Annotated in this window: 22 protein-coding genes; 16 read left to right on the top strand and 6 right to left on the bottom strand. The window is 62.1% G+C overall.

From position 1 onward, the window contains the following. Positions 1–22: 22 nt before the first annotated feature. From QRN61_RS14045 to QRN61_RS14005, 9 genes are all read left to right on the top strand, one after another. Positions 23–832 (top strand): MetQ/NlpA family ABC transporter substrate-binding protein, encoded by an 810-nt coding sequence (locus QRN61_RS14045; protein WP_097087879.1) that lies wholly within the window; start codon positions 23–25, stop codon positions 830–832. Then, positions 829–1,629 carry a methionine ABC transporter ATP-binding protein gene (locus tag QRN61_RS14040; RefSeq protein ID WP_285374041.1) on the top strand — a complete coding sequence of 267 codons (801 nt, stop codon included), beginning with the start codon at positions 829–831 and terminating at the stop codon, positions 1,627–1,629. Before QRN61_RS14045 ends, QRN61_RS14040 begins: the two co-directional genes overlap by 4 nt. Beyond that, on the top strand, positions 1,626–2,297 hold the full coding sequence (locus QRN61_RS14035) for a methionine ABC transporter permease (protein ID WP_350310352.1): 672 nt from the start codon (positions 1,626–1,628) through the stop codon (positions 2,295–2,297). Before QRN61_RS14040 ends, QRN61_RS14035 begins: the two co-directional genes overlap by 4 nt. 8 nt (positions 2,298–2,305) lie before the next feature. Then, the gene (locus QRN61_RS14030) at positions 2,306–3,856 is read left to right on the top strand and encodes a sugar ABC transporter ATP-binding protein (RefSeq protein ID WP_285374040.1); all 1,551 of its coding nucleotides are present in this window, start codon (positions 2,306–2,308) and stop codon (positions 3,854–3,856) included. Next, complete coding sequence (locus tag QRN61_RS14025) at positions 3,849–4,874, top strand: ABC transporter permease (protein WP_285374039.1); 1,026 nt, start codon at positions 3,849–3,851, stop codon at positions 4,872–4,874. The genes QRN61_RS14030 and QRN61_RS14025 overlap by 8 nt, the downstream gene beginning before the upstream one ends. Before the next feature lie 31 nt (positions 4,875–4,905). Next, complete coding sequence (locus tag QRN61_RS14020; protein WP_007966380.1) at positions 4,906–5,961, top strand: substrate-binding domain-containing protein; 1,056 nt, start codon at positions 4,906–4,908, stop codon at positions 5,959–5,961. Between the two features lie 68 nt (positions 5,962–6,029). Next, on the top strand, positions 6,030–6,695 hold the full coding sequence (locus tag QRN61_RS14015; protein ID WP_285374038.1) for a molybdopterin-dependent oxidoreductase: 666 nt from the start codon (positions 6,030–6,032) through the stop codon (positions 6,693–6,695). Between the two features lie 430 nt (positions 6,696–7,125). After that, on the top strand, positions 7,126–9,513 hold the full coding sequence (locus QRN61_RS14010) for a TonB-dependent receptor plug domain-containing protein (protein WP_285374037.1): 2,388 nt from the start codon (positions 7,126–7,128) through the stop codon (positions 9,511–9,513). A gap of 41 nt (positions 9,514–9,554) precedes the next feature. Beyond that, positions 9,555–10,919: an APC family permease gene (locus QRN61_RS14005; protein WP_285374036.1), complete on the top strand. Its 1,365-nt coding sequence runs from the start codon at positions 9,555–9,557 to the stop codon at positions 10,917–10,919. Here QRN61_RS14005 and QRN61_RS14000 read toward each other — a convergent pair. Next, a complete protein-coding gene (locus QRN61_RS14000; protein ID WP_285374035.1) occupies positions 10,916–11,377 on the bottom strand; it encodes a DUF3574 domain-containing protein in 462 nt (153 codons plus the stop codon). The two genes, QRN61_RS14005 and QRN61_RS14000, sit on opposite strands and share 4 nt — an antisense overlap. Positions 11,378–12,125: 748 nt before the next feature. Further along, the gene (locus tag QRN61_RS13995) at positions 12,126–13,037 is read right to left on the bottom strand and encodes an AraC family transcriptional regulator (RefSeq protein WP_115990043.1); all 912 of its coding nucleotides are present in this window, start codon (positions 13,035–13,037) and stop codon (positions 12,126–12,128) included. Positions 13,038–13,140: 103 nt separating this feature from the next. Here QRN61_RS13995 and QRN61_RS13990 point away from each other — a divergent pair, with 103 nt between their 5' ends. The 5 genes from QRN61_RS13990 to QRN61_RS13970 all read left to right on the top strand — a co-directional run bounded on the left by QRN61_RS13990 (position 13,141) and on the right by QRN61_RS13970 (position 17,589). Beyond that, positions 13,141–13,686 carry a carboxymuconolactone decarboxylase family protein gene (locus QRN61_RS13990; protein WP_285374034.1) on the top strand — a complete coding sequence of 182 codons (546 nt, stop codon included), beginning with the start codon at positions 13,141–13,143 and terminating at the stop codon, positions 13,684–13,686. Positions 13,687–13,750: 64 nt separating this feature from the next. Beyond that, on the top strand, positions 13,751–14,821 hold the full coding sequence (locus QRN61_RS13985; RefSeq protein ID WP_285374033.1) for an acyl-CoA dehydrogenase family protein: 1,071 nt from the start codon (positions 13,751–13,753) through the stop codon (positions 14,819–14,821). Beyond that, positions 14,818–15,660, top strand: a complete 843-nt coding sequence (locus QRN61_RS13980) for an ABC transporter ATP-binding protein (protein WP_285374032.1) — start codon at positions 14,818–14,820, stop codon at positions 15,658–15,660. The genes QRN61_RS13985 and QRN61_RS13980 overlap by 4 nt, the downstream gene beginning before the upstream one ends. Then, positions 15,626–16,825 (top strand): ABC transporter substrate-binding protein, encoded by a 1,200-nt coding sequence (locus QRN61_RS13975; RefSeq protein ID WP_285374031.1) that lies wholly within the window; start codon positions 15,626–15,628, stop codon positions 16,823–16,825. Before QRN61_RS13980 ends, QRN61_RS13975 begins: the two co-directional genes overlap by 35 nt. Then, positions 16,825–17,589: an ABC transporter permease gene (locus QRN61_RS13970; RefSeq protein WP_285374030.1), complete on the top strand. Its 765-nt coding sequence runs from the start codon at positions 16,825–16,827 to the stop codon at positions 17,587–17,589. Before QRN61_RS13975 ends, QRN61_RS13970 begins: the two co-directional genes overlap by 1 nt. 340 nt (positions 17,590–17,929) lie before the next feature. Here QRN61_RS13970 and QRN61_RS13965 read toward each other — a convergent pair whose 3' ends face one another. After that, positions 17,930–20,311 (bottom strand): DUF3772 domain-containing protein, encoded by a 2,382-nt coding sequence (locus QRN61_RS13965; protein WP_285374029.1) that lies wholly within the window; start codon positions 20,309–20,311, stop codon positions 17,930–17,932. Positions 20,312–20,473: 162 nt separating this feature from the next. On the opposite strand from QRN61_RS13965, the gene QRN61_RS13960 reads away from it, so the two are divergent. After that, entirely contained in the window at positions 20,474–21,835 is a 1,362-nt protein-coding gene (locus QRN61_RS13960; RefSeq protein WP_285374028.1) for a hypothetical protein, read from the top strand. A 79-nt stretch (positions 21,836–21,914) separates the two neighbouring features. On the opposite strand, the gene QRN61_RS13955 is transcribed toward QRN61_RS13960, so the two are convergent. The 3 genes from QRN61_RS13955 to QRN61_RS13945 all read right to left on the bottom strand — a co-directional run bounded on the left by QRN61_RS13955 (position 21,915) and on the right by QRN61_RS13945 (position 24,221). Then, positions 21,915–22,364 (bottom strand): GNAT family N-acetyltransferase, encoded by a 450-nt coding sequence (locus tag QRN61_RS13955; protein ID WP_285374027.1) that lies wholly within the window; start codon positions 22,362–22,364, stop codon positions 21,915–21,917. Positions 22,365–22,471: 107 nt separating this feature from the next. Continuing rightward, entirely contained in the window at positions 22,472–23,197 is a 726-nt protein-coding gene (locus tag QRN61_RS13950; protein ID WP_285374026.1) for an alpha/beta fold hydrolase, read from the bottom strand. Between the two features lie 100 nt (positions 23,198–23,297). Then, complete coding sequence (locus tag QRN61_RS13945) at positions 23,298–24,221, bottom strand: LysR family transcriptional regulator (RefSeq protein WP_285374025.1); 924 nt, start codon at positions 24,219–24,221, stop codon at positions 23,298–23,300. A gap of 271 nt (positions 24,222–24,492) precedes the next feature. Between QRN61_RS13945 and QRN61_RS13940 the strand changes: the two genes are divergently transcribed. After that, positions 24,493–25,089 carry a DJ-1/PfpI family protein gene (locus tag QRN61_RS13940; protein WP_096797689.1) on the top strand — a complete coding sequence of 199 codons (597 nt, stop codon included), beginning with the start codon at positions 24,493–24,495 and terminating at the stop codon, positions 25,087–25,089. Positions 25,090–25,111: the final 22 nt, after the last annotated feature.

Below are 25,111 nucleotides of genomic sequence, written 5' to 3'. Positions count from 1 at the left end.
CACTCGCTCAAGGACTACGCACATGTTGAAAAAAGCAGGTTTGACCCTGGCCGTGCTCGGCGCGCTGGTGACTTCGTTCGGCGCGCAGGCACTGGAGCCGTTGCGCGTGGCTGCCGACCCGGTGCCCCACGCGCAGATTCTCGCGTACATCCAGACAATCGATCCGCAACTCAAGCTCAAGGTCATCGAGATTCCCAACGGCGTGAACTCCAACGAGCTGTTGGTGCATGGCGATGTCGATGCCAATTACTTCCAGCATCTGCCGTATCTGAAATCCCAGGAGCAAGCGCTGGGGCAAAAACTCGCGGTGGCCGCCACGGTGCATATCGAGCCGCTGGGCATCTATTCGCGCCGGCACAAAAGCTTCGCCGAGGTGCCGGAAAAAGGCACCGTCGCCGTGCCCAACAACGTCACCAACCTGAGCCGTGCGCTGTACCTGTTGCAGGACAACGGCCTGATCAAACTCAAGCCCGGCTTCAAGGATCCGGCGGCCGATCAGGCCACGCCCAAGGACATTGCCGAGAACCCGAAACAGCTGAAGATCCTCGAAATCGAATCGCCGCAAATTCCTCGGGCCCTGGACGACGTCGACCTTGCGGTGATCAACGGCAACTACGCGCTGGAAGCCGGACTGGTGCCGGCCCAGGATGCGCTGGGGCTGGAAAAGGCCGAGCACAATCCGTACGCCAACATTCTGGTGACCACGCCGACACTGCAGAACGATCCGCGCATTGCGCAACTGGCCAAAGACCTGACCTCGCCGCAAGTGGCGAAATACATCACCGATAACTTCAAGGGTTCGGTGATTCCGGTGGAGGATGGCAAGCCATGATCGTCGTCGAGCAGTTGAGCAAGACCTACCCGTCGGCGCCGGCACCAGCACTGGATCAGGTGTCGCTGAGTATTCCCGACGGCGCGATCTACGGCGTTCTCGGGCGTAGCGGGGCGGGCAAGTCGACCCTGTTGCGTTGTCTCAATCTGCTCGAACGCCCGGACAGCGGGCAAATTCTCATCGACGGCGTGGACCTGCTGACCTTGTCGCCCAGCGACCTGCGCCGCCAGCGGCAGCGCATCGGCATGATTTTCCAGGGCTTCAATCTGCTGCACTCGCGTACCGTCTTCGACAACATCGCCGTGCCGCTGGAAATCGCCAACGTCGGCAAACCGTGGCGCCATGTGCGGGTGCGCGAACTGCTGGAACTGGTCGGTTTGACGGACAAGGCGCAAGCCTTTCCCTCGCAGTTGTCCGGTGGGCAAAAACAACGGGTGGGGATCGCCCGCGCGCTGGCTGCCGAGCCTGCGTATCTGCTGTCGGACGAAGCTACCAGCGCGCTGGACCCGGAAACCACCGCGTCGATTCTTGACCTGCTGCGCGATATCAACCGGCAATTGGGCGTGACCATCGTGCTGATCACCCATGAGCTGGAGGTGGTCAAGTCGATCTGCGATCACGCGGCGTTGATGGCGGACGGGCGTCTGGTCGAGTCCGGCCCGGTGCCGCGATTGCTCGCCGATGCGCAATCGAGTCTCGGCACTTCGTTGCGTCCGACCTGCGGCCTGCCGCTGGGCCACGACATTCCCGGTCTCAGCTTCCTCAAGCAATACGGCGTGCGGGCGGCCCAGTCATGAACCGCGCGATCAACTGGGATGAAATCCTGCAACTGGTGTTCAACGCCACCGGCGAAACCCTGTACATGGTCTTGCTTGCCGGGCTGTTCACGCTACTGATCGGTTTGCCGCTCGGGGTGTTGCTGTTTGTCAGTCGGCGCGACGGACTGTGGCCGCTGCCACGGCTCAATGCCGCGCTGGGTTCGCTGGTCAATCTGGGGCGCTCGCTGCCGTTTGTGGTGATGTTGATTGCGCTGATTCCGCTGACGCGTCTGCTGGTCGGCACCACCCTCGGCAGCACCGCGGCGGTGGTGCCGATCACCATTGGCGCGTTTCCGTTTTTTGCGCGGATCGTCGAGAACGCGCTGGATGAAGTCGACAAGGGCCGGATCGAAGCGATCCTCGCCATGGGCGGTGATATCCGCCATGTGATTTTCAAAGTGCTGCTGCCCGAAGCGCTGCCGGCACTACTGGCGGGGATCACTCTGACGCTGGTGATGCTGATCGGTTTCTCCTCGATGGCCGGGGTGATCGGCGGTGGCGGCCTTGGCGATCTGGCGATCCGTTATGGCTATCAGCGTTTCAACAATGAAGTGATGGTCGCCACCGTGGTGGTGCTGGTCATTCTGGTGCAGGGCGTGCAGAGCCTGGGCGACCGGCTGGTACGTTCGCTGGCCCATCGACGTTAAGGAATTTTATGAGTGTCGTCGTGGCCCGCGCGCCGCTGATTCAGGTGCGTGAACTAAGCAAAACCTTCGGCTCGAACCGCGCACTGGATCGCGTCAGCCTGCAGATTCATCCCGCCGAAGTGGTGGCGTTGCTCGGTGCCAACGGTGCCGGCAAATCGACGCTGGTGAAAATTCTCGCCGGCAGCCAGCGCGCCGATGGCGGCGAGATTTACATCGACGGTCAGCCCCGGCAATTCAGCTCGCCGCTGTCGGCACGTCGGGTCGGGATTATCGCGGTGCATCAGCAGATCAACGAGGGCATTGCGCCCGGTTTGAGCGTGGCGGAGAACCTGCTGCTCGATGAACTGTGCCGGCCCGACGCGGACTTCTGGCTCAATCGCCAACGCTTGCTGGAGCGCGCTGCGAGCATCGCCGCCGGGCTGGGTCTGGTGTTGCCGCTGGAGCAACCGATTGAACACCTTGGCCAGGCCGAACGGCAGTTGGTGGTGCTGGCGCGGGCCTTTGCCTTGCAGCCGCGTCTGCTGATTCTCGATGAGCCAACGGCGGCGTTGTCGGATGCCGAAGCGCAGCGTCTGTTTGATCTGATCGATATCTTGCGCAGCCGCGGCGTGGCGATTCTGTACATCTCCCATCGCTTGTCCGATCTGCAACGGGTGGCGGACCGCGCCATTGTCCTGCGCGATGGTCGACCGGCCGGAGAGTTCAGCGCGCGGCAGTTGCCCGAGGCGGTGCAGGCGATGCTCGGGCAGGCGCTGGACGGGCATGTCTACACGCCCGGCAGCGTGGGCCGAAAAGTCCTTGGTGTGCGCGGTTTGCAGGTTTTGCCGCGCTCCAGGCGCTTCGATTTCGACCTGCACCAAGGCGAAGTGGTGGTACTGACCGGGCTGCTCGGCGCTGGCAAAAGCGAGATCGCCGAAGTGCTGTTCGGCTTGCGCAAAGCCGTGGCTGGCAGCCTGCAACTGGACGGCATGGACTGGCTGCCGGGTTCGCCAAGGGCGGCGATTCACAGCGGTGTGTTTCTCGCGGCGGAGGATCGCGCCAGTCAGTCGCTGGTGGCGGATTTCTCCCTACGCCGGACCCTGACGCTGCCGTTTCTGGAGCGCTTCACCCGTGCCGGTTTCATTCGCAACCGCGCCGAAGCCGCAGCGGTCGAGGCGCAAGTCGCGGCGCTGGGGATCAAGACCGCCGGCATCGAGGTGCCGATGAGTGCGCTGTCCGGCGGTAATCAACAGAAGGTCGTGCTTGGCCGCTGGCTGCTCGGAGAAGGGCGGGTGTTGATCCTCGACGAGCCGTTTCAGGGGGTCGACGTGCGCGCCCGCCGCGAGATCGGCCAACTGCTGCGCGACAGTGCCGGTGGCCGCGCGACCCTGGTGATTTGCGCCGATGTCGACGAAGCCCTGGAAATCGCCGACCGTATTCTGTTGGTGCGCGATCACGCGGTAGTCGCCGAATACCCGCGCGCCGGTCTTGAGCGCGCGACCCTGGTCGCTGCGCTGGCCGGCAGCGACGCTAGCGAAAATCCCTTTCATGCCACGCCAAGGAGCAGAGCGAGTGCCTGATTCGAGTTCATTGTTGTCGTCCGCTACGGCACCCGCCGAGCGCCTGCTGCAAGCGCTGATCCGCTACGGCCTGTTGTGGCTGCTGGCGCTGATCGTGGTGTTTTTCAGTGTCGCGGAGCCGGCGTTTTTGCGCGTCGGCAATCTGTTCAGCATCTTGCAGTCGGTGTCGATCGTCGCGCTGCTGGCCCTTGGCGTGACGCTGACCATGGCCGTCGGCGGACTTGATCTGTCGATTGGTGCGGTGGCGGCGATGAGCCTGATGATCGCCAGTTACGTGATGGTGGTGCTCGGTTGGGGCGCGGTGCCGGCGGTGCTGATCAGTCTGGCCGGTGGCGCACTGGTCGGGCTGCTCAATGGCTGGCTGATCGTCAAGCTGCGGGTGCCGGACATTCTCGCGACGCTGGGCAGCATGTTTCTGGTGATCGGCGTGCAACTGATTCCCACGGGTGGGCGCTCGATTGCGGTGGGCATGACCTTGCCCAGTGGCGTGGAAACCGAAGGCACCTTCAGTGCGGCGTTTCTCGCCCTAGGCCGCGGGCGCTTGTGGGAGGTGGTGCCGGTTCCGGTGTTGATCACGGCGCTGGTGGCGCTGGCGGTGTGGCTGTTTCTCGAGCGCACGCGCATCGGCCGATTGTTTTATGCGATTGGCGGCAACGAGCAGGCGGCGCGGCTGGCGGGAGCGCCGGTACAGCGCTTCAAGTTGCTCGCTTACGTGCTGTCGGCATTGCTCGCTTCGCTTGGCGGATTGCTGTTGGCGGCGCGGCTGAGCCGGGGTGATGTCAGCTCCGGCAACGGTCTGGTGCTCGACGCCCTCGGCGCGGCGCTGATCGGTTTTGCCGTGTTCGGGGCGAAGAAGCCCAATGCCTTCGGCACGTTGGTCGGCGCACTGTTGGTGGCGTCGCTGCTCAATGGCCTGACCATGCTCAACGCGCCGTACTACGCGCAGGATTTCGTCAAGGGACTGGTGCTGGTGCTGGCCCTGATGTTCACCTTCGGCCTCGCGCATCGGGCGCGCTGAGCCGGTTCATTTGTCGCTGCAAGGAAGATGTATGCACGGTTCAATCAAGCAGTTCGCACGCCATTGCCTCGCCGGCGCGGTGCTCTCGGCATTGGCTTTGAGTGCTCAGGCCAAGGCATTGCCAGGTGCTCCGGCGCCGTTCGATAAAGGTCAGGTGCAGATCGCGCTGGTCGGCTATCTGTTTTCCGGGGACTTTCCCGAGGCGTACCTGCGCGGCGTGGAGAAACAGACCGAGGCGCTGGGGGCCAATCTGCGGGTGTTCGATGCGCGCCAGCAAGCGGCGAGTCAGGGCGAGATGATCGATCAGGCAATCGACCTCGGCGTCGACGGGATCATCGTGCAACTGGGCCTGGCGGAAACCCTCAAGGGACCGATTGACCGGGCGATCGCCAAAGGCATCAAGGTGGTGGCGTTCGACGTCGATCTGAACAGCCCGCAAGTGACTCAGGTCGAGCAGGATCACCATGCACTGGCGCGACTGGCGCTGGATCAGGCGGTGAAGGACAACGGCACGCGGTTCGATGCCGGTTACGTGTACATCAGCGGCTTCACGCCGATGGAGCGCCGCGACGAGATCTGGAGTCAGGTGAAAAAGGCCAATCCGGGCATCATCGAGAAGGCGCGGTTCGGCACGCTCAACCCGCCGATTGCCAACTCGGTGGCGGATCAGGCCAGCGCGGTGTTGCGCGCCAATCCGGATATCAGCGTGATCTTCGCGCCGTTCGACGAGTTTGCCAAAGGCGCGAAGATCGCCGTCGACGAGGCCGGGCTGGGGCGCAAGGTGAAGATCTACAGCGCCGACATCTCCACCGCCGACATCCAGATCATGAAAGAACCTGACAGCGCCTGGGCGGCGACCGCCGCGGTCAATCCGCAAGTGGCGGGAGCGATCAGCGTGCGCAGTCTGGCGATGTTGATTGCCGGCGAAAATCCGGGACATCAGGTGTTGGTACCACCGACCCTGATCACCCGTCAGCAGTTGCTCGATCTGGACGTGAAAAACGTTCGCGACCTGGCGCAGAAACTCCCGGCGTTCGGCGATACCGCCAATGTGGCGCGGGCCGAGTGGATTCCTGTGGCGAACTGAATGCAGCCGTTATCACCGGGTGATGCGCTGTATGCGCGGCAGGCATCCTGACGCGCTTGGGAGTGAACATGCACAACAAAGCCATGCGTTTGCGCAACAGCCGCGCACCTAAGGCTGATCCGGCGCTCGGTCAACGTTTGCCGCCGGGGCAGGTGTTGACCGAGCGGTTCCCGATTCTCCACGAAGGCACGGTGCCGGAGTATGAATTGGCAACGTGGTCATTGCGCCTGTTCGGCAAGGTCGGGCGTGTCGTCGAGTTGAGTTTTGCTGACCTGCAAAGGTTGCCGCAGCGCGAGTTGCAATGTGACATTCATTGCGTGACACGCTGGTCGAAGTTCGACATGCAGTGGAGCGGGGTACATCTGCAGGATCTGCTGAGCGAGCTCGATCTCCAGCCCGCTTCACGTTTTGTCATGGCCCACGCCGATCACGATTACCAGACCAACCTGTTGCTAGACGACCTGCTGCACCCGGACAGCCTGCTGGCCACCCATTACGCCGGCCAACCCTTGACCGCCCAGCACGGCTGGCCGCTGCGGCTGGTGGTCGCCGGGCGCTACTTCTGGAAAAGCGCCAAATGGTTGCGCGGTCTGGAGTTTGTCGCCGAAGAACAACCCGGTTTCTGGGAGCGCAACGGCTTTCACCTGCACGCCGATCCGTTTGCGGAACAACGCTTCAGTGCTGACGCTTTGGACATTGCCGAAGATGCCTGGCTGGAAAAGGATTTCGACTAATACAAACACCCTGTGGGAGCTGGCTTGCCAGCGATGACGTCCATTCAGTCCCTGTTTCTGTTGAATGACACACCGCTATCGCTGGCAAGCCAGCTCCCACAGGGATCTTTTTTGCAGTTGTAATCGTTGTTTGTTAGTTGCATCAACTGTTTGTCCAGCAACACTTGTGTTGGACTAAATACAGTTAATCAGCCCGATCTAACCTAAGTGTTATTGGTTCTTTTACGGCAGGCCTTCGGCCCGTCTAGCATCGGTGTTCAAGGGGAAATAACTAACTTTGGGGATTCTGCGCTTAACCAACTCAATACGTTTAACCAGCCTTCACCACCTTCCTGATTTCTAAAACTACAGCAGACATTGCCGTGCATTGATTGCCGACCCCTTATTGTCGGCAACGGCCGGGTATTAGCTGCGATAAAGGAGCTGTCCCATGTATCAGCGTTCCCGTTCATTACTGGCCATCGCGGTAGTCGGTGCGATCTGGCAAGTTCCGGCGCAAGCCGAAGACACTTCCACCCGCGCTGACGATGACACACGGCTGGGTACCGTGCTGGTTACCGGCACCCGTGGCACCGCGCGTACGATGCTCGATTCTCCAGTGCCGGTGGACGTGTTGACTGCCGCTGATCTCAAGTCCACCGGTGCGGCCGACGGTGAACTGGGCCAGGCGCTGCAGACGTTGCTGCCATCGTTCAGTATGCCGCGTCAGTCCAACTCCGGTGGCGCCGACCACGTGCGCGCCGCACAGCTGCGCGGCATGAGCCCGGATCAGGTGCTGGTGTTGGTCAACGGCAAGCGTCGTCACACTTCAGCGGTGGTCAACGACTCGTCGAAAATCGGTCGCGGTACGGCGCCGGTGGACTTCAACTCGATCCCCATCAGCGCGATCAAACGCATCGAAGTGCTGCGCGACGGTGCCGGGGCGCAGTACGGTTCCGACGCGATTGCCGGGGTGATCAACATCATCCTCGACGACGCGCCCGAGGGCGGCGAAGTGTCCACCAGCTACGGCGCGTTTCACACCCATCAGGACGCCATCGGCAGAACCACCACCGACGGCCAGAACAGCGTGACCACGGCCAAGATCGGCACGCGCCTGGGCGAAGAGGGCGGGTTCATTCGTGGCGGCACCGAGTACAAAAATCGCAACCCGACCAACCGCGCCGGTTTCGACGGTTTTGCCGATACCCCGGACCAGCGCAACTACGTGATGGGCGACGGCCTGGCGCGGGACGTCAACCTGTGGTTCAACAGCGAGCTGCCGCTGGCCGGCGGCAAAGCTTACAGCTTCGGCACTTACAACCAGCGCCACACCACCGGCGCCGAATTCTATCGCTACCCCTACGAGCAGCCGCAGTTCTATCCCAATGGCTACCTGCCGCAGTCGCTGGGCGACAACAAGGACGTCTCTGCCACCGCCGGTTTCAAAGGCATGATCGGCGAAGACTGGGACTTCGACAGCAGCGTTACCCATGGCCGTAACCGCTTCGACGGCTCCACCCGCCGCACCCTTAACGTCAGCCTCGGCGAGGACTCGCCGACGAAATTCGACACCGGCGATTACGAGCTGCGCCAGACCACCACCAACCTCGATTTCAGCCGCGAACTGCGCCTCGGTGGACGCTCGTTCGTGCTGGCGTTGGGCGGTGAATACCGCTACGAAAACTACCTGACCTACGCCGGTGACGAGTCCTCTTACATTGGCTCCGGCGCTGATGGTGCCAACGGTCTGCGCCCCAGCGAAGAGTCGGACCTGGACCGCAATGTGTTCGCGACTTACGCCGAATTGTCGGGTGATCTCACCGACCGCTTCTTCGTCGACGCCGCCACGCGTTGGGAACATTACGACGATGCCGGCAGCAAACTCACCGGCAAGCTCAGCGGTCGCTACAAACTGACCGAGCAGTGGGCGCTGCGCGGTGCGGTGTCGAACAACTTCCGCGCGCCGTCGCTGGCGCAGAGCGGTTTCCAGAACACCACCAGCAACTTCGGCGAAGGCGGCACGCTCACCGATATTCGTGTGCTCTCGGTCAACGACCCGATCGCCCGCGCGCTGGGGGCCGAGAAGCTCGATCCGGAAACCTCGAAGAACTTCAGCCTCGGCCTGACCTTCCAGCTCAACGAACGCTTCGACGCTTCGCTCGATGTGTTCCGCATCGACGTCAAGGACCGCATCACCCTGTCGCAGCGCATCGGCAGCGACGCCATGGAGCAATACATCAACGACAACTTCGGCGTGGCCGGGGTGCATGACGTCAACTTTTTCACCAACGCCGCCGACACCAGCACCCACGGTGCCGAACTGGTGCTCAACTACCATCAGCCGCTATACGAAGGGCAACTGGGCCTGACCACCGCGTACACCTACAACCACACCAAAGTCACCAACACCAAAGGCACGCCGTCGCAACTGACGGCGCTGGGGATCGGCAACGATGCACTGGTCGGCGTTGAAGAAACCAACACCCTGACCGACGCTGCGCCCAAGGATCGTTTCGTGTTTTCCGCCAACTGGGCCAGCGAACACTGGGGCCTGCTCGGGCGTCTGACCCGTCAGGGCGAGACCACCCGGGTGTTCGATTTCGGCGACTCGCAACCGGAGCAGACCTATGGCGCGGTGTGGCAACTGGACGCCGAGGTGACCTACAAATTCACCCCGAAATTCAGCGTGGCCCTGGGCGGCAACAACCTCACCGACAACTACCCGGAGCGCTCCGGCTCGGCGATCAATTACGGCGGCAACTTGCCGTATGACGTGTTGTCGCCGATCGGCACCAACGGCGCTTACTACTACGCCAGCGCCACTTACGGCTTCTGAGCCGAACCGCCATGGACGGCGGATCTTCTGCGGGACACTCAATGAATCAGTCGAACGGCCCCAAGCGCCATCTGCCGGTGCTGCAGGCGTTGCTGATTACGCTGGGCATGGTGATCACCACCGACATCCTCAAGACCGCGCCGACCGTGGCGCTGAACGTCGGGCCTGCCTGGTTCTACTGGGTCTGGGTGCTCGGCGGCCTGGCGTCGATGGCCGGGGCGTTGTGCTTTGCCGAAATGGCCACGGCATTTCCACATCCTGGCGGCGACTATCACTTTCTGCGCACGGCCTATGGCGAGCGCATGGGTTTCCTGTTCGCCTGGTCGCGCTTTTCGGTGATGCATACCGGCTGGATCGCCTTGTCGGCGTTCATGTTTGCCGATTACGTCAATGCCGTGGTACCGCTCGGTCGGTACGGTTTGGGGATGTTTGCTGGCGGGGTGATCGCCGCGCTGGTGCTGCTCAATCTCACTGGCAAGCACATCGGTTTCATCACCCAGACCTTATTGGTGGGTTTGCTGGCGCTGGGCTTTCTGAGCATCGCCAGCGCCGGTGTGTGGCTGGCGTGGCAGGGGATTGAAGCGGCGCCAGCGAGCGTCTCGGTTGCGCCGGAAAACACCGGTATGGCCGGGTTTTCGGCGGCGATGATTTTCGTGTTTCTGGCGTTTGGTGGCTGGAGCGATGCGGCGACCTTGTCGGCGGAAGTGCGCGATGGACGACGCGGAATCTTCATCGCCATGCTCGGTGCGCTGACGCTGCTGATGGCGATTTATCTGGCGCTGAACTGGGCGTTTGTGCGAGGCCTGGGATTCGCCGGACTGGCGGCGAGCAATGCACCGGCGGTGGAACTGTTGAACCGTGCATTCGGTGCGCCGGGGGTGCTGCTGATTCTGCTGATGGTCGGCATCGCGGCCATCGCCACTATCAACTCGACCTTGCTGGTCGGCGCCCGCACCACCTATGCCGCGGCCCGCGATGTGCCGCAGTTGCGTCGCTTCGGCGAGTGGCACGAACGCGACGGTGTGCCGCGCAAGGCCTTGCTGGCGGAGGGCGCGGTGGCATTGTTGCTGGTGCTGTTCGGCAGTTTCACCCAGAGCGGCTTCAACACCATGGTCGAGTATCTGACCCCGGTGTACTGGCTGTTTCTGAGCTTCAGCAGTCTGGCGCTGATCATTCTGCGCCGGCGTTTCCCTGAGGTGCCGAGGCCGGTGAAGGTGCCGTTGTACCCGCTGTTGCCGCTGGTGTTTTTCGGGCTGTGCCTGTACATGCTCTATTCGAGCGTGACGGTGGTGGGGTGGGGCGCGTTTCTGGGGATTGGCGTGTTGCTGGTGGGCGCGCTGCTGCTAGCGGGATTGAGCCGCCTGGCGTCGACGCCTCGGCAAGCTCTGGGGCAGATCAGCGATTAGAACGATATGTCGGCCGGTTGCGACAGACGCAGCACCGACAGATCCCCGGTAATGCGTTTGTACGCCAGTCGAATTGCCTCGATGTTGCCGGCGTTCTGCGGATTGTTCTCGTGCAGGATCACGATCACTTTGGTACTCAGCCGCTCCGGCTCCTTCGCCCCATGATCACGCCACTGCCCATAGGCATCGAACACGGTGAAACCGTCGGGAAACCGCGACGTCACTTCCTTGTCGAGAAACTCACGCCAGCGCGCGGGGCTGACCGCGCCTTCCTTGCCATCCACGGTGCCCACCGAGAAGTACAGCTCGGTGCGGATCCACTGTGCCTGCGCCGGACGTGTGGCATCGCCTTGCAGGGTTGAACTGGCGGGGTCATGGGTGTGAACGGCGGCAGGCGGTGGGCTGGCACAACCGGCGACAGTGGCGAACAGTGCGGCCAGTAACAGGCGTCTTTGCATGAAGCATCCCTTTTTATGAGTTGAGTACAGGGGCGCAATTATAGAGGGCGAGGTTAATAGCGATAAAAGATTAAAAAATGGTTTTGTGGTTGATTAGTGGAATAAGGAACGAACCAAGCCAGGATGCCAAATGTACCGCCGCCTTCGCGGGCAAGCCCGGCTCCCACAGGTCTCGTGGCGTGCATAAATCCCGTGATCCACACATCTCCCCTGTGGGAGCCGGGCTTGCCCGCGAAAGCGCCGGTTCAGTCAATAAAGATGTTGGATGCACCAACGCCATCGTTGGCAAGCCAGCTCCCGCAAGTTTTTGCGGTGTACACAGATCCGCTGATCCACACCATCCACTGTGGGAGCCGGGCTTGCCCGCGAAAGCGCCGGTTCAGTCAATAAAGATGTTGGATGCACCAACGCCATCGCTGGCAAGCAAGCTCCCACAAGTTTTTGCGGTGTACACAGATCCGCTGATCGACACCATCCACTGTGGGAGCGGGCTTGCCCGCGAAAGCGCTGGTTCAGTCAATAAAGATGTTGGATGCACCAACGCCATCGCTGGCAAGCCAGCTCCCACAAGTTTTTGCGGTGTACACAGATCCGCTGATCTACACCATCCACTGTGGGAGCGGGCTTGCCCGCGAAAGCGGTGTATCAGTCGCTGGAGATTTTGCCTGTGCCGGCGCTTTCGCGAGCAAGCTCGCTCCCACAGTTTCTCTCGGTGCTTTCCAGCAGCGACGGCATATTAACGCGTCGCTCAGCGCCCCTCATGCTGCTTGCGATACGCCCCCGGTTGCACTCCCACCGACTTGGCGAACGCCCGGGTAAACGCAGCAATCGACTGATAGCCCACGGCCGCGCACACCTGTTCCACCGTGTGATTGGCCCGCAGCAACTGGCAGGCATGCCGAATGCGCAACGCCAGCAATACCTGCCCCGGCGATTGCCCGGCCAGTTCGTTGAAGCGTTTGAAAAACGCCGAGCGCGACAGGCCGATACTCGCCGCCATGCTCTCCAGCGACCACGGCAATTGCGGTTGTTCGATCAACTGGTCCAGCAACGGCGCGAACTGCGGATTGCGCGCCAAAGCCACGAGGCCGCCGAGGCTCTGGTTGTCGGCCATCTGTTGGCGCAACACATACAAAAACAGCAGATGACTCAAGCGTTCGAGCAGCGCCGAGGAGGGCGCCGGCAAGCGTTCGCACTCTTGCAGGATCAACTCGAACAAGGCTCGCGCCGCGCTCGAAGAAGGATCGCCCGCGCGCAGGATGATCCAGTCCGGCAGGCCTTCGATGATCAGCGACGACAGCCCGGACTTGAAATGAAAGAACCCGCAGACCAGCCCGACGCCATCCTGTGCCTGACTGTCGAGCGCGGTCATGGCCCTGCGCGGCAGTGTTTGGGCGAGGGCCGGCTCTTCGGCGCTGGAGAGGCGGTAGTTCAGATCGCGCAGCAGAAATACCGCATCTCCCGCGCTCAACACTATCGACTGCTCCTGCCCGTCAATGTGCAGCCAGCAGCGGCCCTGCACGATCAAGTGAAAACTGGCGCGCGCCAGTCCGTGCGTACTTGCATGCCAGCCACCGCAATAGCGCCCGACGTGAAACAGGCTGGCATCGAGTTCGAGACTTTCTAATAACCAATCAACCAGGGGGCTGGACGAAATCATCTAATGGAAACACTCAGGAGCAAGTAATCGCTACTTTAGAATATGGATCGAAATTTTTATAACCAACAGACTGGCCGGACACTCAACAGCAGGAGTCCACTCCATGTCGCGCGTCACTCTTCACACCGTGCAAAGCGCTCCCGAAGCCGCCAGACCGTTTCTGGAAAACGCTCAGAAGAACTCCGGATTCATTCCGAACCTGTTGGCCGTGCTGGCCAATGCCCCGGCCGCGCTGGAAACCTACGTTACGGTATCGGCGCTCAATGGCAAGTCCGAACTCAGCCTCGCCGAGCGCGAAGTGGTGCAACTGATTGCGGCCACCAACCATGGTTGCGATTTCTGTGTCGCAGGTCATACCGCCGTGGCGCTGAATAAGGCCAAACTGCCGCCGGAAGTGGTCAGTGCGCTGCGTGAAAAAGCCACTGTGCCCGTGGAAAAACTGGAAACCCTGGCCGCGTTTGCTCGCGAAGTGATTACCACCCGGGGCAAGGTCAGCGATCAGACTTTCAACCAGTTCAAGGCTGCCGGCTACACCGAAGGCAATGCGCTGGAAGTGATCCTCGGCATCAGCCTGGCGACCCTGTGCAACTTCGCCAACGTGTTCGCCGACACGCCGCTCAACCCCGAGCTGGCGCCGTATCGCGCGTAATCGGCCAGCGCTTCAGGCCGCATCGTCTATGGTTGATGCGGCTGCGTACAAGGAGAGAAACGACATGCTCAATCAGGCATTGACGCAATGGCTGGAACACAACGCCCAGGCCCTGGATGCGGGCGACGGCGATCCACAACAGGTGCTGACGCAACTGGCGCAGGCCGGCGTGCTACGGGTCGGCATCAGCCCGGCGCTGGGCGGCAGCGGTGGTCACGTCAGTGATGCCGTGGAAACCCTGGCTGCCGTCGCCAGCCATTCATTGGCGGCGGCGTTTGTGTTCTGGGGCCAACGGGCCTTCATCGAATATCTGTTGCACAGCCCCAACGCGGCGCTGAGGGAAAAACTGCTGCCGGCGTTGCTCCGCGGAGAGCTGGCCGGGGCTACCGGTTTGTCCAACGCGATGAAATACCTGTCGGGCATCGAGGCACTGCAAGTGCGTGCCGCCCACACCGCGGACGGCTGGACCCTGAACGGGCGCCTGCATTGGGTGACCAATCTGCGCCAAAGCGGTTTCGTGGTGGCGGCGGCGATCGAGCACGAGGAAGGTGGTTCGCCGTTCGTGCTGGCGATCGCCGATGACGCTGCCGGCGTACAACGTTCCGCCGATCTACAACTGATGGGGCTGCAATCGAGCAACACCGCAGCAATCGATTTCGCCCAAGTGGCGGTCGGACGCGAATGGCTGCTGCATGAAGATGCGCGCAAGTTTCTGCCAGCGGTGCGCCCGGCGTTCCTTGGCTTGCAGTGCGGCATGGCGATTGGTCTGGCGCGACGGGCGCTGGCCGAGGTCGAAGGGCATTTGCAGGACGGCCGTTCGATTCTGCTGGAGCCGTTGCAGGAACAACGCGAGCAACTGGCGCAGAGCGTCGATGCGCTCAAGCAGGGTCTGCACGACGGACGTTTCCTGACCCAGCCGGGCGCCTTGTTCCAGATCCGCATCGCGCTGGCCGAATCCGCCGCCAACGCCGTGCAACTGGAACTGCAATCCAGCGGCGGCAAGGCCTATCTGACGGAGCACGGCAGCGGTTTCGCCCGGCGCTGGCGCGAGTCGGCGTTCGTGCCGATTGTCACCCCGAGCCTGGTGCAATTGCGCGCTGAATTGCAGCGGCAGAAACGGGAAGCGACGGCATGATTGCGCCGGTGCTGGAAGCGCAGGGCATCCGCCTCGGCTACCCGCGAGAGCAGGGCTGGCACACCGTGCTGGAGCACTTCGACCTGCAATTGCAACCCGGCGAAGTGGTGACGATTCTCGGCCCCAGCGGTGTCGGCAAATCCAGTCTGCTGCGCGTGCTGGCCGGTTTGCAGACGCCGCAACAGGGTCGGGTGAGCCTGCTTGGCGAGCCACTGACCGGCGCACATCCACGGGTGGCGGTGGCGTTTCAGGACCCGAGCCTGTTGCCATGGCTGACTTTGGAAAAGAACGTCGCCTTCGGTCTCGATTTCGCTCGCCAGCCGCACCTCACGGCCGAGCAGCGCAAGGCGCGGATCGACCACGCCATCGCGGCGGTCGGCCTCGAACATGCGCGTCAGCAGCACCCGGCGCAGCTGTCCGGCGGCATGGCCCAGCGCACCGCGTTGGCGCGGTGTCTGGCGCGGCAGCCGCAGGTGCTGTTGCTTGATGAACCGTTCGGCGCGCTGGATGAAATCACCCGCGCCGACATGCAGCAGTTGCTCCTGCAACTGATTGCCGAACACCACACCGCTGCCGTGTTGATCACCCACGACATCGACGAAGCCCTGCTGCTTTCCGAGCGGATTCTGCTACTGGGTAACAGCCCGGCGCACATCCTCGGCGAGTGGCGCATCGACCTGCCTCAGCCGCGTGCCGAGCTGGTCGAGGAACTGGGCGCGCTGCGCATCGACATCCTCAAAACCCTTCGGCGGGCGAGCCGCAACCCCCTCATTCAACCTGTGCCCGCTACGTCGGAGATTGACCATGTGCCTGGACGACTTCACTCACACACGTCGTGACTTCCTCAAACTCAGCGCGCTGCTGACCGCTGGCGGCGCGTTGCCGTTGCTCAACAGCCTGAACGCGCGCGCCGCTGCCGAGCCGAACGCGCCAGTGCGCATCGGTTATCTGCCGATCACCGACGCCACGCCGTTGCTGGTGGCGCACAACAACGGCCTGTTCGAAGCCGAAGGGATTCAGGCCGAACGCCCGGTGCTGCTGCGCAGTTGGGCACAGGTGATCGAGGCGTTCATTTCCGGGCAGGTCAACGTGATTCACCTGTTGTCGCCGATGACCGTGTGGGCGCGTTACGGCAGCAAGGTGCCGGCCAAGGTTGTGGCGTGGAACCACGTCGGCGGCTCGGGCCTGACCGTGGCGCCGGGCATCACCGAGGTCAAGCAACTGGGCGGGCAATCGGTGGCGATTCCTTTCTGGTATTCGATTCATAACGTGGTGGTGCAGCAGCTGTTCCGCGATCACGGGTTGGTGCCGGTGAGCAAATCCGCGAGTGCTGTGCTGGCGCCGAATGAAGTCAATCTGCTGGTGCTGCCGCCGTCGGACATGCCGCCAGCCCTGGCGAGCAAACGCATTGCCGGCTACATCGTCGCCGAGCCGTTCAATGCGCTGGCCGAGGAACTCAAGGTTGGCCGCGTGCAACGCTTTACCGGCGACGTCTGGCGCAATCACGCTTGCTGCGTGGTGTTCATGCACGAACAGGATCTGAACAACCGTCCCGAGTGGTCGCAGAAAGTGGTCAACGCCATCGTAAAAGCGCAGGTCTGGACCCGCCACAACCGCGCCGAGGCCGCCAAGCTGCTGTCCAAGGACGGCGCCAATCGCTATACGCCGCACGCGCAACCGGTGCTCGACCGGGTGCTGTCGCCGGCCACCAGCGACCGCGAGCAATATCTGGCCAGCGGCGCGATTCAGCACAGCCATTGGGACGAGCAGCGCATCGACTTTCAGCCGTACCCGTTTCCCAGCTACACCGAGGAACTGGTCAAGCGCCTGAAGGACACGCTGATCGAGGGCGACAAGGGGTTCCTCGCCAACCTCGATCCGCAGCAAACCGCCCGGGATCTGGTAGACGACCGCTTCGTGCGCAATGCCATTGCTACAGTCGGCGGGATGAAGGCATTCGGATTACCGGAAAGCTTCGAACGCAGCGAGGAGTTCAGCCTCTGATGCGTCAGCGATCTTCTTCGACCGTTCATGGTTTGTTGGGTGTGGCGGGGCTGTTGGGCCTGTTGCTGCTGTGGTGGCTGGGCGTTCACGTGTTCGGCGGCAACGACAGCCTGGCACTGCGTTTTTCACCTGAGGCGACCCTGGCGAGCCTCGGCGAACTGCTGCTGCGCCCGGAGCTGTACGAGCATGTGCTGGTCAGCCTGAAGCGGATTCTGGTCGGTCTGCTGCTGGCGCTGTTGATCGGCGTGCCGCTGGGCTTGATGATCGGCAGCTACCGGCATCTGGAAGCAGCGACCACGCCGGCGTTTCAGTTTCTGCGGATGATTTCGCCGCTGTCGTGGATGCCGGTGGTGGTGATGCTGCTGGGCGTTGGCGATCAGCCGATCTACTTCCTGCTGACCTTCGCCGCCGTGTGGCCGATCCTGCTCAACACCGTGGCCGGCGTGCGCCAGCTCGACCCGCGCTGGCTGCAACTCAGCCGCAGCCTCAGCGCCACCCGCTGGGAAACCCTGCGCAAGGTGATCCTGCCCGGCGTGCTCGGCCATGTGCTGACCGGGGTGCGGCTGTCGATCGGCATCTTGTGGATCGTGCTGGTGCCGTGCGAGATGCTCGGCGTCAGCGCCGGGTTGGGCTACTTCATCCTCGATACGCGTGATCGTCTGGCGTATTCGGAACTGATGGCGATGGTGCTGCTGATCGGCGTACTGGGCTTTGCCCTGGATGCGTTCGCGCGCTGGCTGCATCGACGCTGGGCGCCGGCATGAGCCTCTTCCCGCCACCATCACGTTGACTGACACACCGCCATCGCTGGCAAGCCAGCTCCCACAATGATCTCGGCCAGTCGCCAACTCCGCGCCCACCGCAGAACCCTGTAGGAGTGAGCCTGCTCGCGAAGGGGGCGTGTCAGTCACCCCCGCTGTGACTGAACCACCGCCATCGCGAGCAGGCTCACTCCTACAATGCTTTAGGCCAGCCGGCACATTTGCGTTAACCGCAAACCCCTGTGGGAGCTGGCTTGCCAGCGATGGGGCCGTGTCAGCCGCCATCACTTCAGACTGACCAACCGCCGTCGCTGGCAAGTCACCTTCCACAGGGGGTGGTCTGCTACGGCGTGGCGGCGGGTTTCGCCAGCGCAATCCCCGCATCCCCCAGTCGCTTGAGTATCTCGAACAGCAGATCACTCTTGGTCCCGCCGACGATCCGCGGGCTGCCGACGTAGCCGGTCACCGTCAAGGTGATGCCATCGGGCGAGAGTTTGCTGAAGCGCACGTACGACGCCGGTTTGTCGAGGATGTTTTCGTTTTCGCGGTAGGTATTGAGCAGCAGTTCCTTGACCTGTTCGGGGTCGATGTCCAGCGGGAACATCAGCTCCAGGCTCGCCACCCCCTGGGCGCTGCCGCCGAGGGTGACGTTGCGCAGGTTCTGCGAGATCAGTTGCGAGTTGGGCACGATCACGATGGAGCGGTCGCTGAGCTGGATTTCCGTGGCGCGCACGTTGATCCGGCGGATGTCGCCCTCGACGCCGCTGATGCTGATCAGGTCGCCGACCTTCACCGGGCGTTCGGTGAGCAGGATCAGCCCGGAGACGAAGTTCTTGACGATCTCCTGCAAACCGAAACCGATCCCCACCGAGAGCGCACTGACGATCCACGCCAGATTGGTCCAGCGCACGCCCAGCGACGACAGCGTCAGGAGGATGACCGTGGCATAACCGATGTTGGAAAACAGCGTGCTCAACGACGCGCACATGCCCGGATCCATGTCGGTCTTGGGCAGGAATTCGTTGTCGAGCCAGCGGCGCAGGGCACGGATCAGGTAGATGCCGATCAGCAGCGCCAGCACGGCATTGATCAGATGCGCCGGAACGATGTTCAGCTTGCGCAACCCGGCGCCACCGAGAATGCCCATGACATTGGTGGTCAGTTGCCCGAACGTGGTGCCGATGCCACCGACGAAGAGGGTGATCACCGCCAGCAACAGCAGCCCGGCGCGGCTGGCACCGGACAGCACAATCGAAATCTGCTCCAGCCGCCGGTCGCCCATGCCCAGGGTCTGCTTGATGGTCTTGCCGGCCGAGTAGCGCGGCGAGAACAGGTATTCGCAGGCATCCTTGACCACCTGCACCAGTAAATAGAACCCGGCCAGCACGATATAGGCCCAGACCAACTCATAGGTGACGAAGCGGGCCAGCGACACATAGCCGGTGAGCAGAGCCAGCGCCGACACGCACATGCACACCGTGGCGATGCTGTAGATCGCCCCGGCAAACGTGCTGCCGGCCTCCGGTTCATTGGCGGTGAGCAACGCTTTGCGCACTTTGCCGACGCGCAACAGCAGCGGCACCAGAATCACGATCACCACGATGGCAATCACCCCACGCTGGGTGATCACGATCTGGCTGCTCATGCCGGTGGCGTTGCTGACCTGCACCAGAGTCACCAGCACCAGCAGGGTGGCGGCGAGAATCCTTGGATAGGGCCGCAACGCCAGCGCCACCGAGTCGGCCATCGCCGGCAGCCGCCACGATGGATGCTGAGTCGACAGCAGCGCGCGGCTCAGCGCGGTGATCAGGACGCAGGCGTAAACGGCTTTTTCGAACTCCTCGGAAAAAGTCTGCAGCATGGGCGTCAGTGGTTCGTGGCGGGTGCAGGCGTAGAACAGCAGATGCAGGGCGATGGCCGTGGTGCCAAGGGTCGCCAGCGCCGAGGCGAATGCCAGCGCGCTGCGGCGCAGACGCCCCTCCGGCATGCGATGGATGCACAACCAGGTCAGCCCGCGCTCGGCGAGTCGGCGGCCGAGCGTCCAGAAAGCCAGCGCCAGCAGCACCAGCACACAGGTGAAAAAGCGCTGGCCGGGCGCCCAGACCGTGGCCCAGGTGAGTTTCACCTGATTGATGAAAAAATTCAGGCGCTGACGATCATCCGGCTCTGGCGACACCAATGGCGACCAGAAGTCCGGGCTCAGGATGCTGTCGGTGCGCAGCGTCAGTTCGCTTTCGAGCAGTGTGCGGCGGATGCCGGCGATTTGCGTGATCAGCTCGGCGGCGCTTTGTTTGAGCGCGGCAAGGCTCTTGAGCGTGGCATCGACCTTGTTTTTTTGCTCGTTGAGCTGCGCCCGTTGCGCGGCGATTTCCGCCTGTTCGGCGGCAATCTGCGTATCCGGCGCCGCGCCGAGCACCCCCAGTTGCACCGCCAGTTGTGCCTGCTGCGGCAACAACGACGCCGACAACCGATCGACATCCAGAATGAACGTCTGCACCCGGTCTTGCGGGCCTTCGAGCTGGTTGTAGTTGTTGGCGGCGGAAATCTGCTGCTTCAGCCCGTCGAGGCGCAGTTGCAGGGCTTGCAGATCACTTTGCGAGACCTCCACCAGCGGCGCCGCAGCGGTCGCCGAGGGCGCCGGCAAATCCGCCGCCCACACCACCGAACTGCCCGGAGCGAGCAGGAGCAGCGCGACAAAAAACAATGAGTTCAATGTGTTGCGCATGAGAGGGGCCGGTTCTCGTTGATCACACAATCTATGAGGTTAGGTGATCGAACCGGGCACGGCGGAAAATTTCGGGGGAGCAGGGCATGCGTTTCAAAAAAAATCGGCGACAGGCATGCTATGGCTCACGCCAATGTTCGGACGTCAGGGATAGTCAGCTCCATGTGGAAAGTTTTGTTGCAAAGACTCACCGGAAAAACATCCACCACTGCAAAAACCGAACGCTCAGTAGATCCAGTAGATCCAGTAGATCCAGTGGATCCACCAGAAGTATTGCCAGTGCGTGACTGGAAGTGGCTGGTCATGTCCTGGGATGGATTCCACCGGGAGGCCGGTCTACGGCAAATCCGCTCGTCGCAGTCGATCGAGCGGCTGGCGTCCATTATCGTGCGGCTCAACGACTGGGTGCCGCAGGTACGCGCGGCGGCCAGAGACGCTTTCGCAGACTACCTGACCCCCGAGTATGGCCCTTGGCTGATCGCCAAAACTCCCGCCATCCTTGCCCTGGAGCAGCGCCGACGCGAAGACCATGGCGTTACCATCCAAAAGCTTGAAGCGCTGCTGGCAACACCTGAGTGCCTCGCGCAAACCACGGCGGCCTTCGAAACCAGCCGTGGCGCCTGTACGCGGTTATTTTTCAGGGTACTCGCTCAGACAAAGCGCGCAGATGAGCTGGAGGCGTTTCTTGTCGCGAGCCTTCATCATGCAGATTTCAGTGTGCGTCGGGCTGCGCTCGGCAGGGCAATGGCGCTGCCTCTGGCATCGGCTCAGAAGGCCATCGCCTATGGACTCGCCAGCAACAGCAGCATTCTCCGGCGCCTGTCGTTTCTGCAAGCCATTGAGTTGCAAACGGATCGCACACGACTGATCGAAGACTTTCTGACCGACCCATCGTCTGCAGCAAGATCGACTGCACTCTGGGCCGCCAGAAAGTATGGCGTCGACCCGTTGCAGTTACTTCAAGCGCAACTGGCAGGCGAGATTCCCGCTACCAAAGCCCGTTGGCTTGGCGTACTCGGGTTGGCGCAGTCGCTTGGCATGGCCATCCCGCAAGGGTGGATGAACGCGGCCCTCAGCCAAAACAGTGGCGAGGTTCGGGCACTGGTCCTGAGCCTCGAAGGAGAGGGCAGGCCTGATTTACTGATCGCGGCGATCGCGGACCCGTCACGCCCGGTGTTCGAGGCCGGGGTACGCGGCCTGCGCCCGCAGCCATGGAAAGTCATCGAGTCAGCATTCAGCGCTCAGCTCGAGACCCTCTGGCCAGCGCTGACCGCCTCTCGACGTCAGGCGTTGCTTGAGCTGATGCCCAAATGGACGCAGGCCGGGTATCTGTTGCAGCAGCTGTCTCGCACACCTGCTGAACCTTCCGTGCTTGAGCAGTTGCGTGCATGGGTCTATGGCCAGACTTACTCGATTACCGACCGAGAAACTTCGGTAAGCGAGCGTGCCCGAGTTGTCGCGAAACTGACTGCGCTTGAGAAGGACGGGGTATTGCCGACAGGGTCGGTTGCCAGGCTGACATGAAGGTGATGTCAGGCAGGCATGAGTGCCCGAACCCGGATAGGTTGAATCGGGGAAGGTCTGCTACGCGGTTGGATCCGGATCACGGCTGCTGTCTGTCATGGCCTGTCCACGACATTTCGATATGCGTGTCCGTCGCCCCAGTCCTGCGAAAGCCCAGCCGTTCATAGAGCTTCTGCGCCAGAGTGTTCGTGCGAAAAGCGCCCAATTGCAACGGCACTTGACGGGCAGCGGCTTGCAGCTGAAGGTTCTTCAGAATGCGCGAGCCAATGCCCTTGCCTTGGTACTCGGGCGAAATAGCGATGTTCTGAACATGGATTCGATCTTCTTTGTCCAGTATCTGCACATAGCCAACAATCCGGCCGTCTTGTTCAATAACCGAAGTGGCTGCGCCTGCGAATTCCGCTGCGAAATTGTCCCGTTGCCAGTTCTCATCCCAGCCCCATATTTTTTCGATGTGTTCGCGGAAGACTGCTCGATGCAAGTCGAAGAGGGCTGGCTGGTCGCTATCGGTGGCGGGGCGTAGCGTCATGCGGGTCTCTGATTTGTGCTTTTGACTTTTGCTGAGGCTAGCGGCTGCAACAATAAACGGCAATTCGGATCGATATGCCGCGCAGCATCTGACTGGCCCAAATACACTCAAAGCGCCACCCGCTGCAGAAACTTCCTGACCTCCAGCGAATACGCCCCCGGATGCGAAAACCTGAACATATGCCCGGTCCTCGGCATGACGACTTCCTGCGCGCCTTTTATGCCATTCAGCAGAATCCCTGCAGCCTCTTTGCCGATCAGCCTGTCTTCCTCGGGCGTGAGGATCAGCGTCGGCACGTCGATCTTTGCCAGCAGGGCGGTGTAGTCGACGGTCTCGATTGAGCGCACGCGGCTGACGTAGGCCTTGTGTGGGGTTTGCTTGATGAAGAAGGCGCGGCTGTTGGCGGTTGACCAAGGGATTTCGCCTTCCTTGTCGAACGACGAAGCCAGTTGCGCGGCGTGGAAGCGCAGGGTGGTCTGTCGATAAAACGGCCCGGGGAAGAACGGCGCCAGCGCGGCCAGCGTTTTCAGCAGGGGCGAGGTGATCGGGTTTTTGGCGAAACCGCCGGACAGCACCAGGCCCTTGAGGCCTTTTGGCTGGCGCGTTGCAACCGCGATCGAGGCGACCGCGCCGTAGGAGTCGCCCACCAGCACGTAGCATTCGAGATCTTTCACTTGATCAACGATGAAGTTGGCGAGCGTTTCCAGATCAGCGACGTCGTCCGGTAAGCGCAACGTACGCATGGCGCGGTGCTGCAAGTGGCTGAGTTGGTTGAGCTGCCACGGCGCACCGGCGAAGCAAGGGACCATGACCAGCGTGGGCTCGGTTTGCATGAGAATTCCAGGGATGTTGAACGGATGTCCGCACTCTAGGAGCACCGAGGCGCGCGATCCAATGGCATTGGTGCAGCCTCTCGATGCACGAGGTCGATCATCAGTCGCCGATCAGCATTCTGGTCATCCATTCAACCGCCGGCTCGTTGGCGCGCCCGCGTGCGCGGACGACAAAGACCTCCCAGGTGGGCAGCGTCAGGGGCAATTCGAACAGGCTCAGTTGTGCGGTTTCCTGCATCTGCAAGGCGACACGTTCGGCGACCACGGCAATCGATTCCGATGCGCCAACCATGAATGGCACTGCGAGAAAACTCGGGCAGGTGATGCTGACCTTGCGGCTGCGACCGAGCTGTTCCAGCGCGTCATCGACAGCACCCCGCGCGTCGCCCCGGGGCGAAATCAGAACGTGCGGCAGGCGCGTGAAGTCATCCAGTTCCATATGCAAATGTTTGCCGCGCTTGACCAGTGCCGGGTGCCCTTTGCGGGCGATGCCGACAAAACGCTCCTTGTGCGCGAGCTGGCAATCAAAGCGTTGCGGCACTTGCGCAAACGAACCCGAACCCAACACCAGGTCGATCTCGCCGGCGTCCAGCAGGCGCATCGCCGATTCGCCGTCCACCGGCCCGAGTTTCAGCACCACCTCCGGCGCCGCAACCTGAATTTTCGCCAGCGTCGGGGTGATGACGGTCAACACGGCGTGATCGGTGGCCGCCACCGCCAGTGTCGCCTGCAGACGCGCCGGATCGAACGGCCCCCGTGGGCTGGCGAGCAGCCGCACCGATTCGAGCACCGCCGCCACTCTGGGCATCAGCTCGATGGCCAGCGGCGTCGGTGCCATGCCGCGAGGGTTGCGAATGAACAACTGATCATCAAACGCCGTGCGCAAACGCGACAGGGCATGGCTGGTGGCCGACTGCGACAGATGCAGATGCTGCGCCGCACGACCGACGTGCCTTTGCGCCCAAAGTGCCTCAAGAACCACCAGAAGATTGAGGTCGAAACGCGTGAGATCCAGCGGCTTCATGGGGTGTTGGCCTTTTCATCATTCGATGTTCGCCACTTTCCTACAGCCACTGGCTGAAAGCTACAGCCCGATCGTTCCTGGCAGGCATGCAGGCGTGGTCGCCTGAGAAGGTATAGGGCGAGACGACGCGGTTGTTCAGCCGTCCTTTCCGTGGCGCGTAGCCGGTGTATCAAATGCCCGTCGATGTCGCCTGCAATGTACCCATGACAATTTTTTGATTGTGATGAGCGCCAGATTTTACGATGAGTCATCGCCCATTTAGAGACTCACCATGCACATCGCCATCCTGACCTTTGAAGGCTTCAACGAACTGGATTCGCTTATCGCGTTCAGCATTCTCAACCGGGTCAAACAGCCCGATTGGCGCGTGTCGATCGCCAGCCCGACGGAAAAAGTGCGCTCGATGAATGGCCTGGTAATCGAGGCTCAGGTGTCATTGGAGGAAGCGAGCGACGCGGACGCGGTGTTGGTGGGCAGCGGAAGTCTGACCCGGGATATCGTGGCGGATACCGAGCTGATGGCGCGGCTACGGCTCGATCCGCAGCGCCAGCTCTTGGGCGCCCAGTGCTCGGGCACGCTGATCCTGGCAAAGCTCGGCCTGCTCAATGACGTCCCAGCCTGTACCGATCTGATCACCAAGCCCTGGGTGGAGGAGGCCGGTGTGGCGGTGCTCAATCAGCCGTTCATGGCCAAGGGCAATGTCGCCACCGCTGGCGGATGCCTGTCTTCACAATATATGGCGGCCTGGTTCATCGCCCGCCTGGCCGGTGTGGAGGCCACCCGCAACGCGTTTCATTATGTGACGCCCGTTGGCGAGAAAGAGCTCTACATCGATCGGGCGATCGCGAACATCGAGGCGTATCTGTAAAGCACGTTTAATCGACGCCTGA

It is taken from the genome of Pseudomonas sp. lyk4-TYG-107 (assembly GCF_030209055.1).
In the GTDB taxonomy this organism is placed as follows: Bacteria; Pseudomonadota; Gammaproteobacteria; order Pseudomonadales; family Pseudomonadaceae; genus Aquipseudomonas; species Aquipseudomonas putida_A.
The sequence above is the reverse complement of the archived record's forward strand: the minus strand, read 5'-3'. Positions and strand labels throughout refer to the sequence as shown.